The organism is Actinosynnema sp. NPDC059797, from assembly GCF_042732085.1.
Taxonomy (GTDB): domain Bacteria; phylum Actinomycetota; class Actinomycetes; order Mycobacteriales; family Pseudonocardiaceae; genus Actinosynnema.
This window is the reverse complement of the sequence record NZ_JBHWIE010000055.1, coordinates 18,678-34,490: the sequence shown is the minus strand read 5'-3', so window position 1 is coordinate 34,490 and position 15,813 is coordinate 18,678. Positions and strand designations below refer to the sequence as shown.

Below are 15,813 nucleotides of genomic sequence, written 5' to 3'. Positions count from 1 at the left end.
CCGAGACCACCGTCCACGTCACCTGGACCCACGCCGACGGCACCATCGGCGTGCCCATCCCCGACCTGCGCGTCTACGTGCTGGACGAGGACCTGCGGCCGGTCGCGCCGGGCGTGGTCGGCGAGATGTACGTGGCGGGGCCCGGCCTGGCGCGCGGCTACCTCAACCGGCCCGGCCTGACCGCCTCCCGGTTCGTCGCCAACCCCTTCGGGGAGCCCGGCGAGCGCATGTACCGCAGCGGCGACCTCGCCCGCTGGGTGGACGGGCGGCTGGAGTACTTCGGCCGCGCCGACCAGCAGGTCAAGGTCCGCGGGTTCCGCATCGAACCGGGCGAGGTCGAAGCGGTGCTGGCCCGGCACGCCGCCGTGGCGCAGGTCGCCGTCGTGGTGCGCGAGGACCGGCTGGTGGCGTACTACGTGCCCGCCGCCGGGACGGACGCATCAGGGTCGGACGCCTCCGGGTCGGACGCCTCGGGGACGGACGCCGCCGGGCTGCGGGCGCACACCGCGCGGTCGCTGCCCGACTACATGGTGCCCTCCGCGTTCGTGGCGCTGGAGCGGATCCCGCTCAACGCCAACGGCAAGCTGGACCGGGCCGCGCTGCCCGCGCCCGAGCGGGAGGCGTCGGCGGCGGGCGGGTTCGTCGCACCGCGCACCGAGGCCGAGCGCCGCGTCGCGGACGTGTGGGCCGAGGTGCTGGGCCTGGACGCGGTCGGCGTGGCGGACAACTTCTTCGCGCTGGGCGGCGACTCGATCTCCAGCATCCGCGTGGTGTCGAAGCTGCGCTCCTCGTTCGACCTGTCGCCGCGCGACGTGTTCGAGCACCCGACCGTGGCGGAGCTGGCGGCGCGCCTGTCGACGGCGGACGGGTCGGTCATCCCGCGCGCCGGGGGACGCCCGCCGCTGTCGTTCGCGCAGCAGCGGCTGTGGTTCCTGGACCAGTTCCAGCCCGGCGGCACCGAGTACGTGACGCCGCTGGCGGTGCGGCTGCGCGGCGAGCTGGACGTGCCGCGGCTGGAGCGGGCGCTGACCGACCTGGTGGCGCGGCACGACCAGCTCCGCACCTCGTTCCCGGCGGTCGACGGCCTGCCGGTCGCCGAGGTCCACCCGCCCGCGCCGGTCGCGCTGCCCGTGCTGGACGCCGTGCCGGAGGTCGGGCCGTTCGACCTGACCACCGGGCCGCTGTTCCGACCGGTGCTGGCGCGGCACGCGGACGACGACCACACGCTGGCGCTGACGATGCACCACATCGTCACGGACGGCTGGTCCGGCGGCGTGCTGATGTCCGACCTCGCCGCGCTCTACGGCGGCGAGGAACTGCCGCCGCTGCCGATCGCGTACGGCGACTTCGCCGCCTGGCAGCGGGCGCAGCCGCTGGACGCCCAGCTCGGGTACTGGCGCGAGCAGCTCGCGGACGTGCCCGCGCTGGAGCTGCCGACCGACCGGCCGCGGCCGCCGGTGCAGACCACGGCGGGCGCGCAGACCGAGTTCGCGGTGCCCGCGGAGGTGGTGTCCCGGCTGCGCCGGCTGGCCCGCGACGCCGACGGCACGCTGTTCACCGCGCTGGTCGCGGCCTGCCAGGTGCTGTTCCACCGGTGGTCCGGGCAGGACGACTTCGCGATCGGCACGGTGGCCTCGGGGCGCGAGCGGCCGGAGACGCAGGACCTGGTCGGGTTCTTCGTCAACACGCTGGCGCTGCGGGCGCGGATCGACCCGGCGGAGGACTTCCCCGCGTTCCTGGCCCGCACCCGGCGCACCGTGCTGGACGCGTTCGCCCACCAGGACGTGCCGTTCGAGCGGGTGGTCGACGCGGTGCGACCCGACCGGGACACCAGCCGCACGCCGCTGTTCCAGGCGGTGGTGGCGCTCCAGAACGCGCCGCAGGCGCAGGGCTTCCCCGGCCTGGCCGCCGAGGACGTGGCGCAGCCGGTGGTCGCCGCCGCGTTCGACGTGACCGTGGAGTTCACCGAGACCGACGACGGCGGGCTGCACGGGTCGGTCGAGTACAACACCGACCTGTTCGACGCGGGGACGGCGGAGCGCCTGGTGGCGCACCTGCTGGTGCTGCTGGGCGGGATCGCCGAGGACGCCGACCGGCCGCTGTGGGCGCTGCCCGTGCTGCCCGCGGACGAGCGGGAGCTGCTGGCGGCGTGGGGTTCCGGCGGTCCGGGCGCCGAAGCGGGCACCGCGGGGCTGGTGGCGCTGGTCGAGGCGCAGGTGGCGCGGACGCCGGACGCCCTGGCCACGACCGGCGCGGAGGACGTGACCTTCGCCGAGCTGAACGCGCGGGCGAACCGGCTGGCGCACCACCTGATCGGCCTGGGCGCGGGACCGGAGCGGGTCGTGGCGCTGCGGCTGCCGCGGTCGGTGGACCTGCTGGTGGCCGAACTGGCGGTGCTCAAGGCCGGCGCGGCGTTCCTGCCGGTCGACCCGGCGTACCCGGCGGAGCGGATCGGGTTCATGCTCGCCGACGCGGGACCGCTGGTGGTGCTGGACGGGCCGGTGGACACCTCGGGGCAGCCCGACGGCAACCCCGCGGTCGCGGTGCGGCCCGACCACCCCGCCTACGTGATCTACACGTCGGGCTCGACCGGCCGGCCGAAGGGCGTCGTGGTGACGCACGCCGGGCTGGCGACCTTCTCGGCGGCCGAGGTCGCGCACCTCGACGTGCGGCCGGGCGACCGGGTGCTGGAGTTCTCCTCCCCCAGCTTCGACGCCTCGGTGCTGGAGCTGTGCCTGGCCTGGCCCGCCGGCGCGGCGCTGGTCGTGCCGCCGCCCGGACCGCTGCTGGGCGACCAGCTCGCCGAGGTGGTCGACGCGCACGGGGTGACGCACGCGTTGATCCCGCCCGTGGCGCTGGCCACCGTGCCGGACGGGGCGGAGCTGCCGTCGTTCCGGACGCTCGTGGTCGGCGGCGACGCCTGCTCGGCGGACCTGGTGCGGCGGTGGGCGCCCGGCCGGCGGATGGTCAACGCCTACGGGCCGACCGAGTCCACCGTGGTCACGTCGTGGAGCGGGCCGCTGGAGCCCGGGGCGGGCGCGCCGCCGATCGGGCGGCCGATCCCCGGCACCACCGTGCACGTGCTGGACGGCGCGCTGCGGCCGGTGCCGGTCGGCGTGCCCGGCGAGCTGTACGTGTCCGGCGTCGGCCTGGCGCGCGGCTACCTGGACCGGCCCGGCCTGACCGCGCAGCGGTTCCTGGCCAACCCCTACGGCGAACCCGGTTCGCGCATGTACCGCACGGGCGACGTGGTGCGGTGGAACCGGGACGGGGTGCTGGAGTTCGTCGGCCGCGCCGACGAGCAGGTGAAGATCCGCGGGTTCCGGGTGGAGCTGGGCGAGATCGAGACGGCGCTGCTGCGGCACCCGGACGTGCGCGAGGCGGTCGTGGTGGCGCGGGCGGACGCGCGCGGCCACAAGCGGCTGGTCGCCTACGTCGTCGGCGAGGTCGCGAAGCTGCGGGAGTTCCTGGGCGAGACGCTGCCGGACTACCTGGTGCCGTCCGCGTTCGTGCCGCTGGGGGCGCTGCCGGTGAGCCCCAACGGCAAGGTGGACCGGGCGAAGCTGCCCGAGCCCGACTTCTCCGGGGTCGGCGGCGCCGAGCACGTGCCGCCGACCGGGCCGGTGGAGGAGGCGCTGGCCGCGGTGTGGGCCGACGTGCTCGGCGTGCCGGGGGTGGGCGCGGAGGACAACTTCTTCGCCCTGGGCGGCGACTCGATCCTGTCCATGCAGGTGGTGGCGCGGTCCCGGCAGGCGGGCTACCGGTTCACCACGCGGGACCTGTTCACCAACCAGACGATCGCGTCGCTGGCGCCGCACGTGACCGTGGAGGTCTCGTCGGCCGACGACCGGGCGGCGGTGGTGGGCGAGGTGCCGCTGACGCCGATCCAGCACTGGTTCCTGCACTCCGGCAGGCGCAACCCGGACCACTTCAACCAGTCGCACCTGGTGGAGCTGGACCCGGCGGTGGACGTGGACGCGCTGCGGCGCGCCCTGCGCGTGCTGGTGGCGCACCACGACGCGCTGCGGCTGCGGTTCACCCTGGAGGACGGGGTGTGGCGGCAGCGCAACGAGGACGTGGACCCCGAGGCGGACGTGCTGACCGTGGTGGCCGGCGACGCGGACCTGGAGGCCGTCGCGGACGAGGTGCACTCCTCGTTCGACCTCGGCGCGGGACCGCTGTTCCGGGCGGTGCTGTTCCGGCGCGAACGCCCGCTGCTGCTGCTGGTCGGGCACCACCTGGTGGTGGACGGCGTGTCGTGGCGGGTGCTGCTGGACGACCTGGAGACGGTCTACGGCGGCGGCGACCTCGGCGCGAAGACCACCTCCTACCGGGAGTGGGCGCGCAGGCTGGAGGCCCACGTGCTCGGCGGCGGGCTGGACCGCGAGATCGGGCACTGGGCGCAGGAGTTCCCGGAGTTCGCCCGGCCGGGGGGCGAGGCCGCGGCGGTGACCGTGGAACTGTCCGAAGAGGACACCAAGGCGCTGCTGCGCGGCGCGCCGGCGGCCTACCGGACCCGGATCAACGACGTGCTGCTGGCCGCGCTGGCGTGGGCGCTGTCGCGGTGGACCGGCTCGTCGCGGGTCGCGGTGGACCTGGAGGGCCACGGCCGCGAGGACGTGCTCGACGACGTGGACCTCTCGCGGACCGTCGGCTGGTTCACCACGGTGTTCCCGGTGGCGCTGGAGGTGCCCGAGGGCAGTTGGCGCGACCGGGTGAAGGCGGTGCGGCGGCAGCTCCGGTCCGTGCCGGGCAACGGTTTCGGCTACGGGGCGCTGCGGCAGCACGGCCTGGTGCCGGACACCGGGCGGCCCGCCGTGTCGTTCAACTACCTGGGCCGGTTCGACGAGGGCTCGGCGGAGTCGACCGGCCTGTACCGGGCGGTGCTGCCGTCGGTCGGCCGGGACCACGACCCGGCGGACGCGGGCGACCACCTGGTCGACGTGGTCGGCGAGGCGGGCAGGACCCTCGGGTTCACCTGGTACCACCACCCGTCGGCGCACCCGACGGCCGAGGTGGAGGCGGTCGCGGCCGACTTCGCCGCGGCGCTGCGGGCCATCGCCGAGGACTGCCGGGGTGCGCTGTGACGGTGCCGCTGACGCGCAACCGCAACTACACCCTGCTGTGGGGCGGGCAGGCGGTGGCCGAGGTCGGGTTCAGCGCCACCATGTTCGCGCTGCCGCTGCTGGTGCACGCGATGACCGGGTCGTGGGTGGCGGCGGGCCTGGTGCTCACCGTCGACTCGGCGGCGCAGCTGCTCGCCGGGCTGCCCGCGGGCGCGCTGGTGGACCGCTGGGACCGGCGCCGGGTCATGCTGTGCTGCGAGGCGGCGCAGGTGCTCGCGCTCGGCGGCCTGGTCGCGGCGGTGTGGTTCGGCTCGGTGACGGTGCCGCACGTCCTGGCGGTGGCGGCGGTGCTGGGCGTGTGCCGGGCGCTGTTCGAGCCCGCCGAGGACGCCTGCCTGCCCCGGCTGGTGCCGGAGTCCCAGCTGGCGACCGCGGTGGCGATGAACACCGCCCGGTCCCAGCTGGGGCAGATGTCCGGCACCGCGCTGGGCGGCGTGCTGCTGGGCGTGGCCCGGTGGCTGCCGTTCCTGGTGGACCTGGTGACGCACGTGGTGGCGTTCGTGGCGCTGCTGTTCCTGCGGGTGCCGCCGACCGAGCGGGAGGTGCGGCGGCAGCACCTCGCCCGCGAGATCCGCGAGGGCCTGCGCTGGGTGTGGGGCCGGGCCGAGGTGCGGGTGACGGCCCTGTGCGCGGTGGTGCTGAACCTGTTCTTCGCCGCGTTCTACCTCGTGGTGCTGGGCGTGGCGAAGGCCGGCGGCGCGACCGACGCCGAGCTGGGCGTGATGGCCACGATGCTCGGCGTCGGCGGGGTGCTCGGGGCGCTGGCCGCGCCGAGGCTGCACCGGGCGCTCGGGCCGTTCCGGTCCATCGCCTCGGTGTTCTGGGCGCTGTGCCTGCTGAGCCCGCTGGCGCTGCTGACGGACTCGCCCTACCTGCTGGGCGGGCTGTTCGCGCTGATCACGTTCCTGGCGCCGACCGCCAACACCACCATCGGCACCCACCAGCTCCTGCTCACCCCCGACGAGCTGCGCGGGCGGCTCAGCGGCGTGATGGCGGTGGTCGTCGGCGCGGCGGGCGCGATCGGCCCGGCGCTCGGCGGCGCGCTCACCGAGGGGCTGTCGGCGCGCGCGGCCGTGATCGCGTGCTCGGCGGGGATTTTCTTGATCACGGTGTTCGTCACGGTCAACCCGACGTTGCGCGGGTACGCGAAAGATCCAGTTCAGGAGGAAGAAGAGGCATGAGGGACGACATCACCTACCAGGTCCTGGTGAACGACGAGGGCCAGTACTCGCTGTGGCCCGCGCACCACGACGTGCCCGCCGGGTGGCGGTTCGAGGGGACGCGCGGCACCAAGGACGAGTGCTCCGCCCACGTCGACGAGGTCTGGACGGACATGCGCCCGGCGTCCCTCCGCGCGGCCATGGGCTGACACCGCACCCCCGCGTGGCCGGCCGGGGCGCCGGCCACGCGGGGCGACCCGGCGCGCGGCGCTCCGCCCCGGTCGGGGCCGATCAGCCCTCGCGGGCCGCGCCGAACGCCCGCAGGAACGTGTCCACCGCGTTCTCCGCCACCTCGCGCGCCTCCTCGTCGGGCACCACGCGCGTGCCCGCCCGGGACCTCGCCTCGATCGGCCCGGTGATCAGGGCCAGCAACTGCTCCGCCGCCACCCCCGGCTCGCACCGCCTCAGCCGGCCGTCGAGCACGAGGCGCGCCAGGCGGTCCGCCAGCGCGTCCGCCAACCGCCCCGACGTGCGGCCGTGCACGGACTCGACCAGGTCGGGGAACTTCACCGCCTGCGCCCGCACCAGCCACCGCAGCGTCCGCGACCGCTCGTCGCAGCACGCCGACACCAGCCGGTGGACCACGTCGCCGAGCGCGGCGCGCAGGTCGTCCCCCGGCTCGCGCAGCCGCTCCACGACCGCCAGCCCGTCCGCCAGCACCTGGTCGGCCACGGCGTCGACCGCGTGGCGGAACAGCGTCTCCTTGTCGGTCAGGTGGTTGTAGACCGTCGGCTTGGCCACGCCCGCCACCTCGGCGACCTCCCGGACGCACGCGTCGGCGTAGCCGCGCCTGCCGAAGACCTCGAACGCCGCCGCCAGGATCGCCCGCCGCTTGTCCTCGCGCCCGCGCGCCCGCGTTTCCGCCACAACGGGAAGCCTAGCTTTTGAACCCGTAGGTTCAGTATGTTGGACCTAAGAGTTCAATGAAGGAGGCAGGCTTGATCGTCAACTTGCTGCGGTTCGCCTTCCGCGAGGGCACCACGCCCGAGCAGGAGGAAGAGGTGCTGGCGGCGATGCGGCGCACGGCGTCGCTCGACCCGGTGGCGTTCTCCGCGGTCGGCCGCGACATCGGCGACCCCGCCGAGGGCTTCACCCACACCTACCTGGTGGGCATCCCCGACCTGGCGGCGCTGGAGCGGTACATGCACGACCCCGTGCACATCTCGGGCGACGAGGTGATCCTGCCGCACCTGGCGCGGCTGGGCGCGGTCCGGATGGCGGACGACGCGGACCCCGGCGTGGGCGCCGAGGTGGCGGCGCTGCACCGCGCGAAGGTCGCGAAGTACCCGGAGTGGGGTCGCGCGCTCGATGCCCTGGCGGTGTGAGGGATCGCCGATCGGGTGACAGGCGATCAGGTCACCGGCACGATCCTGGCGTCCAGCAGCACCCCGTCCTCGATGTCGAGCAACCCGATCGTGCCGTGCGGCTGCCGCCGCCGGTCGGTCGGCGAACCGGGGTTGAACACCCGCACGCCGTCACCCGTCAGGTCCATCGGGATGTGGGAGTGCCCGTAGACCACCAGGTCGGCCCCCGGGAACCGGCGGCGCATCCGGGCGGTGCGGCCGGTCGCCTGCCCGCTGTCGTGGACCATGGCGACCCGCAGCCCGGCCAGGTCCAGGGACGCGGTCTCCGGCGCGCCCCACTCGGCCACGTCCGGCCCGTCGTTGTTCCCCAGCACGGCGGTGACCGGCGCGTACTGCGCCAGCTCGTCGAGCACCGGCGCCACGCAGACGTCACCCGCGTGCAGGATGACGTCGGCGTGGCGCAGGTGCTCCGCCACCGCGGGCGGGCAGGCCTTCCACCGCCGGGGCGCGTGGGTGTCGGCCAGGACGACCACCCTCACGGCCGGCCTCAGGTCAGCGCGGGACCGGACTCGTCGCTGCCCGAGAGCTGCTTGAGGAACTCGTGGCACTGCTTGGCGCGCGCCGAGTCCTCCTCCATCACGCGGCGGAAGAAGTCGGCGATGTCCTGCCTGCCCGCGTTCTCCGCGTCGCGGACGTACTGGCCGTAGTCGTGCCCCGCCTTGAGCGAGTGGTACTGCACGGAGATCAGGTCGAAGCTCACGTCGTCGAAGCCGGTCTCGCCGGTGGCCATCGGTCCCTCCTCGGTCTTGATCGGTCGCTGTTCCCATACCCGGCAGCGGCCCCGCCAACCGTCCCGGTCGCGTTGAGTGGCAGCACCCGGGGGTTGCTTGTACGGTCCATCGTGGGTTGAAAACACAGCCTGCCGCGCGCGACCAGGCCCCATCGGTCGCGCTGTAGGAGGGCAACCCATGAGGATTGCGGTCGTATCGGTCCACGCCAACCCCTTGCCGGTGCTCACCGATCAGGAGGAGGGCGGCCAGGACGTCCAGGTGGCGGACCTGGCGGCGGCGCTGACCGCGCAGGGCCACGACGTCGCGGTCCACACCCGGCGCGACTCCGTGCGACCGCCCGAGGTCGTGCGCGCCAAATCCGGCTACGAGGTCGTCCACGGGCCCGCCGGGCCTCCCGGACCCCTCCCGTCGGAGGAGCTGCCGCCGCACCTGGACGAGTTCATCCGCTTCCTGCGCGACCGCTGGCAGGCCGAGCGGCCGGACGTGGTGCACGCCCACTCCTGGACCTCGGGCCTGGCGTCCGTGCTGGCCGCGAACGGCCTCGGCGTGCCGGTGGTGCAGACGTTCCACGAGCTGGCCTGCCTGGAGCGGAAGCTGCACGGCACGGCGGTCCCGGCGGCCCGCGTGTCCACCGAACGGCTGATCGCCCGCGAGGCGAGCCGGGTCGTGGCCACGTCGTCGGACGAGATGTTCGAGCTGGTCCGCATGGGTGTGCCGCGCCGGCGGGTGGCCGTGGTGCCGCCCGCGGTGGACGTCTCGCGGTTCACCCCCGAGGGGCCTCGGCTCAACCGGCAGCTGCCGTACCGGCTGATCACCTTCGACGCGGGCGCGGAGGAGGTCGTCGCCGCGCTGCGCGGCGTGCGGGACACCGAGCTGGTGGTCGTCGGCGGCGACCAGGTGCGGGTGCGCGCGCTGCGGGAGCTGGCCCGGGAGCACGAGGTCGCCGACCGGGTGCGGCTGATCGGCCCGGTGCCCCGGGTGGCGAGGCCCGCGCTGCTGCGCTCCGCCGACGCGGTGGTGTGCACGACGTGGGGCGAGGCGGCCACGGCGCCGCTGGAGGCGATGGCGTGCGGCGTGCCGGTGGTCGCCACCGCGGTGGCGGGCCTGTCCGAGACGGTCGTGGACGGCGTGACCGGGGTGCTGGTGCCGCCGCACGAGCCGGGCGCGCTCGCCCGCGTGCTGCGGCCCCTGCTGGCCGACGAGGCGCGCCGGGACGCGTACGGCACCGCGGCCGCGGACCGGGTGGACGCGCGCTACCGCACCGACCGCATCGCCGCCGAGATCACCCGGGTCTACCGGGAGGCGTCCGGGCTGGGGGAAACCGTGGAGGCGGCGCCCCAGGACGCGTAGCGCTTCAGGACGCGTAGCGGCTCAGGCGGTCGCCGAGGTCGTCGGGGTCGCCGACCGCGCGCAGGCGGATCGGCCGCGGGTCGCCGGGGTGCTCCCCGCGCAGGAGCGCCCTGGTGAACGCGGCCACCGACGCCGCCGGGGGCAGCACCTCGTCCCCCAGGTAGGTCAGCACCACCAGGTCGTCCTCCTGCTCGATCCCCACCGCCGCCGCCCACCCGTACTCCTCGTCCCACACCAGCACCACGGCCCGGTCGGGGAACGAGGACAGGTGACCGCGCACCGCGAGGTGGGCGGAGGCGGGCGGCCCGCTCTCGGCGCAGGCGTCGTCCCCGGTCATCCCCAGCTCGGCGGCGACCGCGCACAGGTAGCCGCGGAGCCCGCGAACCGGGACCCCGCCGTGGTGCGCGTACTGGTCCGTCACGGTCGCCCGTGCCCGTTCATGGCCCGCTCCCGGTCCGCGAGACGACGCGACCGGGAGCGCACGCGCTCCCGGTCGTCTGCCGATCCCCCGCCGCGGTCAGGTCCGCCGGGGCAGGGACGAGCGGCCCAGGCCCAGGCCGAGTCCCGCCATGCCGAGGGCGAGGAACAGGTGCAGCCAGTTGTCGGCCGTGTTGAGCGGCACGAAGTTGGCCGCGCTGTCGTGGTCGATGAGAAGGCCGTAGAGCCAGAGCAGGAGGTACACCACCGCGCCGACGACCAGGAACAGGTAGGCGCCGCGGGCCGTCCTGGCCAGCGCCAGGCCGATCGCGCCGAACGCCAGGTGCACGACGTTGTGCAGCACGGAGACGTTGAACAAGCCGAACAACATCGCCTCGGAGTGGTGCCCCGCGAATCCGAGCGTGTCGTAGTTGGTGGTCAGACCCGGGATGAACCCGGCGATGCCGACGACCAGGAACACCGCGCTCACCACCGTCGCGGCCAGCTGGACCGGCGTGCGCGTGGTTGTGTTGGCTCTGGACATGTCGACTCCCGTCGATGAGCGGTAACGCGCTTCGTGCCGACCGACTACCCGGGCGTCCCGATCACAAACTGCCCGACCGGCGGCTTTTCGCCCGCACGTGGCGTTTCGCGGCGGGCGGTCGGGCAACCCGGCTGTTCGTGCGGTTGAGCAGACCCGGGCGGGTCGACGTCGGCGCCGTGCTGCGCGAGCTGCGCGGTCGCGGCCTCAACTACGCGCGGGAGGAGGTGGGGCCGCCCGACTGGGTCTTCGACGTGCACCGGCGGTCGCTCGGGCGCGAGGGCGCGGGGCCGCCGGAGGAGGGCGGCCTGTGGCAGCGGGCGCGGGCGGTGGTCGAGGACTACGAGTTCACGCCGCCGGAGACGGTGCGGGCGTACTACGAGCGCGGTTCGGCGCTGCTGGGGCGCGACATCCTGCTGGAGGCCAGGCTGCCCGGCCTGCGGTTCCTGATGGGCGTGCGGGTCACCGAGGTGCGGGACGAGCCGGGCGACGACCGGACGCTGTGGGGCTGGAGCTACGAGACGCTGCAGGGCCACCTGGAACGCGGTCGGGTGGACTACGAGCTGGTCAAGGACCACCGGTCCGGCGAGGTCGAGTTCGTCGCGCGCGGCTACTCGCAGCTGCACCCCCGCGCGCCGTGGTGGATGCGGTTCGGCTGGCGGCTGGTGGGCCGCCGCACGCAGCTCCGCTTCTACCGGCGGGCCGGGGAGCTGTTGGCGCACAGGGGATCGGTCGTCGAGGTGCCCTCGGGCGGCGCCCGCAGGTTCGGCGTGACCGTGCTCGACCCGGTGGTCGGGCGAGGAGGAGAACGGAGCGGTTGACGTGAAGATCGTGATCACCGGGGCGTCCGGGAACGTCGGCACCGGGGTGCTGCGCGCCTTGGCCGCCGACCACGAGGAGCACGAGGTCGTCGGCATCTGCCGGCGTCCGCCGGATCCCGTGCCGCCGTACGACGCGGCCACGTGGCGCCGGTGCGACCTGGCCGGCGCGCGGGCGCGGGACGTGCTGGACGAGGCGTTCGCCGGCGCGGACGCCGTCGTGCACCTGGCGTGGATGTTCCAGCCGCTGCGGCGCGGCGAGCAGTTGCACCGGACCAACTACAAGGGCACGGTGGCGGTGCTGGACGCGGTCAAGCGGGCCGGGGTGCCGCACGTGGTGCAGACCTCGTCCATCGCCGCGTACGCGCCCTCGGCGGGTCCGGTGGACGAGGACTGGCCGACCACCGGCGTGCCCGGCTCGGTGTACGGGCAGGGCAAGGCCGAGGTGGAGGTGCTGCTGCGGCGGTTCGCCGAGGAGAACCCGGAGGTGGCGGTCGCGGTGGTGCGGCCGACGCTGGTGGCCTTGAGGGAGGCGTCGGCGAGCTTCCTGGCGCTGTTCTTCGACCCGGCCACACCGCGCTGGCTGCTCCGGCTGGTGGAGCGCGGGAAGCTGCCCGTGCTGCCGCTGCCCGCCGGGCTGGAGGTGCAGCTGGTGCACGCCGACGACGTGGGCGACGCCGTGGTGCGGATCCTGCGGAACCGGGCGAGCGGCGCGTTCAACCTGGCCGCCGACGTGGTCACCGCGGCGGACCTGGCCCGCCTGGCGGGGGCCCGGCTGCTGCCGGTGCCCGACCGGTTGGTCCGGGCCGCGGTCGGCGTGCTGTGGCGGCTGCACGCGATCGGCATGTCACCGGGCTGGTTCGACGTCGGCACCCGGTCGCCGCTGGTGGACACGGCGCGGGCCCGGTCGGAGCTGTCCTGGGTGGCGAGGACGAGCAGCACCGACGCGGCGCGCGAACAGCTGACCGGCCTGGCCGACGGCGCGGAGGGCGACAGCCCGGCCCTGCGCCGCGACCGCTTGAGCGGCGCGACCGAGCCCGCGCTGACCTGACACCGCCCCCTCAGCCCCTCGCAGGCCCCCTCAACCCTCGCCGGCCCCCTCCCCCGAGCCCTCTTCGGACACCCCCGTCCCGTGCGGCGGCTCGAACCCGGCGAGCCAGCCGGTCAGGATCCGTTCCAGCGCCGCGACGTCCTCCGCGTCCAGCGCGTCGAGCAGCCGCCGCTCGTTGGCCATGTGCTCGGTGAACGCCCGGTCGATCACCCGCCTGCCCGCCTCGGTCAGCGCGACGACCCTCCGCCTGCCGTCGTCCCGACCGACCCGCCTCGTCACCAGGCCGTCGCGCTCCAGGCGGTCGATGCGCTTGCTGATCGCCCCCGTGGTGACCATGGTGTGCTGAGCCAGCTCACCCGGCGCGCGCTCGTACGGCGCGCCCGCGCGGCGCAGCGCCGCCAGCACGTCGAACTCGCCCTCCCCCAGGCCGTGCCGCCGGTACACGACGTTCAGCTGCTCGGTCAGCACCGCGGCGAGGCGGTGCAGCCGGCCGATGACGCCCTGCGGCGACACGTCCACGTCCGGTCGCTCGCGCGCCCACTCCGCCTGGATCCGGGCCACTCGGTCCGCACTCATGCCCTCATCGTATCTTCCGCGGAAGCTACATTGTCTTCCATGGAAAACATCAGGTGGTCGCTGATCACCGCCGTCGCGCCGGTCGCGTGGGGCTCCACCTACTACGTCACGCACCACTTCCTGCCCGCCGGGAACCCGCTGTGGGGCGCGGTGCTGCGCGCCCTGCCCGCCGGCCTGCTGCTGCTCCTGCTGCGCCGACGCCTGCCGCGCGGCTCGTGGTGGTGGCGGTCGCTCGTGCTGGGCACGCTGAACATGGGCGCGTTCTTCGCGCTGGTCTACCTGGCCGCCCAACTGCTCCCGACCAGCCTGGCCTCGACGGTCATGGCCACGTCGCCGCTGGTGATGATCGCCCTGGCGTGGCCGCTGCTGGGGGAGCGACCGCGGCTGCGCGTGGTCCTGGGCGCGCTCGTCGGCATCCTCGGCGTGGTGCTCGTGCTCGCCTCGGGGCTGGGTCCGGCGAACCCGCTGGGCATGGCCGCGTCGGTGGCGGCGATGGCGATGTCGGCGTTCGGGCACGTGCTGACCAAGCGGTGGGGCGCGGCGTCGGACGTGCTGTCGGTGACGTCGTGGCAACTGGTCGCGGGCGGCCTGGTGCTCGTGCTGCCCGCGGTCGCGGTGGAGGGCCCGCCGCCCGCGCCGACCCGGCACGCGCTGCTCGGCTTCGCGTTCCTGTCGGTGGTGGCCACGGCGGTCGCGTTCGTCGCGTGGTTCGCCGGCCTGCGCCGCCTGGACGCGGGCGCGGTGGGCGTGATCGGCCTGCTCAACCCGGTGACCGGCGTGCTGCTCGGCGTGCTCCTGGCGGGCGAGCGGCTGACCGCCCACCAGGTGCTGGGCTCGGCGCTGGTGCTGGCGGGCGTGCTGCTGGGCCGGCCCGCCGCTAGTGCACGACGAGCGGCGCCTGGTCGAACGCCAGCGCCAGGTCGGCTTCCACCAGCGCCACCGTGCGGCGCAGGGCGGGCAGCAGCCGTTCCACCGTCTCCCCCGGCGGCGCCCCGCCGACGTGCAGGGCGGTGTTGACCGCCGCGACGACCCGGCCCGACCGGTCGCGCACGCCGACCGCGAGCGACCTCAGGCCCTCGTGCAGCTCCTCCTCCACCAGCGCCCAGCCGCGCTCGGCGACCTCGTCGAGGGCGGCTTGCAGGGCCGGTTCGCCGACGGTGGTGTGGCGGGTGAGGCGCTCGGCGCGGCGCAGCAGCGGCGCGCGTTCGGCGGCGGGCAGGTCGGCGAGCAGGACGCGGCCCATCGAGGTGGCGTGCGCGGGGAACCGGGTGCCGACGGAGATGTCCACCCGCATGACCCTGGTCGCCGCGGCCCGCGCCACGTACCGGACGTGGTCGCCGTCGAGCACCGCCATGGACACCGACTCGCCCAGCTCGGCGGCCAGGTCCGCCAGGCGCGGCTGGGCGAGGTCCGCCAGGGTGAGCCGGGACAGGCGGGCGTGGCCGAGGTCGAGCACGGCGGGCAGCAGGGCGAACCGGCCGCCGCGGTTGGTCGCGTGGCCGGTGTCGCACAGGACCTGGAGCGCGCGGCCCGCGGTGGCGCGCGGCAGGCCGGTCAGCTCGGCGGCGGCGCTCGTGGTCAGGCCGTCCGGGGCGTGGCGGAACGCCTCGACGACGGACAGGCCGCGCGCCAGGGTCTCCAGGAAGCCCATGCCGACCTCGTCCTTGGCGTCCTTGGCGTCCTTCGCCGACCGCACCACCTCGGCGGCCGGCGCGCTCCCGGTGGGCGGACGGGGCGCGCGCAGCGCGGCTTCCACGTCCGCGACGGCCGCGCGCAGCCGGGGCAGCAGCGCGCCGGGCACGTCGAGGTCGCGGCTGGTGTGGGTGAGCACGCTGATCGCCGCCACCGACCGGCCCGCCCCGTCGGTCACGGGCGCGGCGACGGCCAGCAGGCCCGGCTCGACCCACTGGTCGTCCAGCGCCCAGCCCCGCGCGCGGGTCGTCGCGACGCGGTCGCGGAACACCGCCTCCCGGTCGGCGAGCGGCGCGGCGAGCGGCGGCACTGCCGGGAAGCCCGCGTCCAGGGGGTCGGCGGTGTGGCGGTGCCGCCAGGACTCGAACCGCTCCTCGTCCCAGTCGGCCGCGAGCACCACGCCCGCGGCCGTGCGGTCGGCGGGCAGCACGTCGCCGACGTGGAAGGCCAGGTAGACCGCGCGCCGCCGGGTGGACTGGGCGACCAGGCGGGCCCCGTCGGGGTCGGGCACGGCCAGCGTCACCGACTCGTCCAGCTCGTCGGCCAGCCTGTCCAGCACGGGCGTGGCCGGGCCGACCAGCCCGCACGAGGCGAGGTAGGCGTTGCCGAGCGCCATGGCGCGCAGCCCGAGCGCCACGTCCTGGCCCTCGGCGCGCAGGTGGCCCAGGCGCAGCAGGGTCGCGGTGATCCGGTCCGCGGTGGCGCGCGGCAGGCCGGTCGCCTTGGCCAGGTCGCCCCGGCGCAGCCGGGGACCGGGGTCGGCGGCCACGGCCCGCAGGACGGCCAGGCCCCGTTCGAACGTGCCCCCTTCGGTGGCGTCCGCCAAGGTCGGTTCCCGTCTGGTGATCGTGAAGTCCTCGACATCGTAGGGCTCCGGGTGGTCCACTGTGCTCGCCTTGTCCACTCTGCGAACTAGATTTCGCTGAG

Annotated in this window: 14 protein-coding genes and 1 pseudogene; 8 read left to right on the top strand and 7 right to left on the bottom strand. The window is 75.2% G+C overall.

Going from position 1 to position 15,813, the window contains the following annotated elements; all coding sequences use genetic code 11:
• From ACFV4N_RS16565 to ACFV4N_RS16555, 3 genes are all read left to right on the top strand, one after another.
• Window positions 1–5,087, top strand: a 5,087-nt coding sequence (locus tag ACFV4N_RS16565) for an amino acid adenylation domain-containing protein (RefSeq protein WP_499673389.1), incomplete at its 5' end; no start/stop codon positions are given.
• Window positions 5,084–6,307 (top strand): MFS transporter, encoded by a 1,224-nt coding sequence (locus ACFV4N_RS16560; RefSeq protein WP_499673388.1) that lies wholly within the window; start codon window positions 5,084–5,086, stop codon window positions 6,305–6,307. The genes ACFV4N_RS16565 and ACFV4N_RS16560, both read left to right, overlap by 4 nt.
• Window positions 6,304–6,495 carry an MbtH family protein gene (locus ACFV4N_RS16555; RefSeq protein WP_033432963.1) on the top strand — a complete coding sequence of 64 codons (192 nt, stop codon included), beginning with the start codon at window positions 6,304–6,306 and terminating at the stop codon, window positions 6,493–6,495. The genes ACFV4N_RS16560 and ACFV4N_RS16555 overlap by 4 nt, the downstream gene beginning before the upstream one ends.
• Window positions 6,496–6,577: 82 nt before the next feature.
• Here the strand turns inward: ACFV4N_RS16555 and ACFV4N_RS16550 are convergent, their stop codons facing one another.
• A complete protein-coding gene (locus tag ACFV4N_RS16550) occupies window positions 6,578–7,213 on the bottom strand; it encodes a TetR/AcrR family transcriptional regulator (RefSeq protein ID WP_499673387.1) in 636 nt (211 codons plus the stop codon).
• 71 nt (window positions 7,214–7,284) lie between these two features.
• Between ACFV4N_RS16550 and ACFV4N_RS16545 the strand changes: the two genes are divergently transcribed.
• Complete coding sequence (locus ACFV4N_RS16545) at window positions 7,285–7,671, top strand: Dabb family protein (RefSeq protein ID WP_499673386.1); 387 nt, start codon at window positions 7,285–7,287, stop codon at window positions 7,669–7,671.
• Between the two features lie 26 nt (window positions 7,672–7,697).
• Here the strand turns inward: ACFV4N_RS16545 and ACFV4N_RS16540 are convergent, their stop codons facing one another.
• The gene (locus tag ACFV4N_RS16540) at window positions 7,698–8,189 is read right to left on the bottom strand and encodes a metallophosphoesterase family protein (protein ID WP_499673385.1); all 492 of its coding nucleotides are present in this window, start codon (window positions 8,187–8,189) and stop codon (window positions 7,698–7,700) included.
• Window positions 8,190–8,197: 8 nt separating this feature from the next.
• Window positions 8,198–8,440 carry an acyl carrier protein gene (locus ACFV4N_RS16535; RefSeq protein ID WP_499673384.1) on the bottom strand — a complete coding sequence of 81 codons (243 nt, stop codon included), beginning with the start codon at window positions 8,438–8,440 and terminating at the stop codon, window positions 8,198–8,200.
• A gap of 178 nt (window positions 8,441–8,618) precedes the next feature.
• Here ACFV4N_RS16535 and ACFV4N_RS16530 point away from each other — a divergent pair, with 178 nt between their 5' ends.
• Window positions 8,619–9,791 carry a glycosyltransferase gene (locus ACFV4N_RS16530; RefSeq protein ID WP_499673383.1) on the top strand — a complete coding sequence of 391 codons (1,173 nt, stop codon included), beginning with the start codon at window positions 8,619–8,621 and terminating at the stop codon, window positions 9,789–9,791.
• A 4-nt stretch (window positions 9,792–9,795) separates the two neighbouring features.
• Here the strand turns inward: ACFV4N_RS16530 and ACFV4N_RS16525 are convergent, their stop codons facing one another.
• Window positions 9,796–10,212, bottom strand: coding sequence for a DUF6292 family protein (locus ACFV4N_RS16525; protein ID WP_499673382.1), 417 nt, complete (start codon window positions 10,210–10,212; stop codon window positions 9,796–9,798).
• Window positions 10,213–10,308: 96 nt separating this feature from the next.
• The gene (locus ACFV4N_RS16520; protein ID WP_499673381.1) at window positions 10,309–10,752 is read right to left on the bottom strand and encodes a DUF4383 domain-containing protein; all 444 of its coding nucleotides are present in this window, start codon (window positions 10,750–10,752) and stop codon (window positions 10,309–10,311) included.
• Between the two features lie 143 nt (window positions 10,753–10,895).
• Between ACFV4N_RS16520 and ACFV4N_RS16515 the strand changes: the two genes are divergently transcribed.
• A complete protein-coding gene (locus ACFV4N_RS16515; protein WP_499673380.1) occupies window positions 10,896–11,570 on the top strand; it encodes a DUF1990 family protein in 675 nt (224 codons plus the stop codon).
• Between the two features lies 1 nt (window position 11,571).
• Window positions 11,572–12,618: an NAD-dependent epimerase/dehydratase family protein gene (locus ACFV4N_RS16510; RefSeq protein WP_499673379.1), complete on the top strand. Its 1,047-nt coding sequence runs from the start codon at window positions 11,572–11,574 to the stop codon at window positions 12,616–12,618.
• A 30-nt stretch (window positions 12,619–12,648) separates the two neighbouring features.
• Here the strand turns inward: ACFV4N_RS16510 and ACFV4N_RS16505 are convergent, their stop codons facing one another.
• On the bottom strand, window positions 12,649–13,194 hold the full coding sequence (locus ACFV4N_RS16505; protein WP_499673378.1) for a MarR family winged helix-turn-helix transcriptional regulator: 546 nt from the start codon (window positions 13,192–13,194) through the stop codon (window positions 12,649–12,651).
• Window positions 13,195–13,233: 39 nt separating this feature from the next.
• Here ACFV4N_RS16505 and ACFV4N_RS16500 point away from each other — a divergent pair, with 39 nt between their 5' ends.
• The gene (locus ACFV4N_RS16500) at window positions 13,234–14,211 is read left to right on the top strand and encodes a DMT family transporter (protein WP_499673377.1); all 978 of its coding nucleotides are present in this window, start codon (window positions 13,234–13,236) and stop codon (window positions 14,209–14,211) included.
• Here the strand turns inward: ACFV4N_RS16500 and ACFV4N_RS16495 are convergent.
• Window positions 14,201–15,772 (bottom strand): annotated as a pseudogene (locus ACFV4N_RS16495) (IclR family transcriptional regulator domain-containing protein); the annotation flags it as partial. The gene ACFV4N_RS16500 and the pseudogene ACFV4N_RS16495 overlap by 11 nt on opposite strands.
• Window positions 15,773–15,813 lie beyond the last annotated feature (41 nt).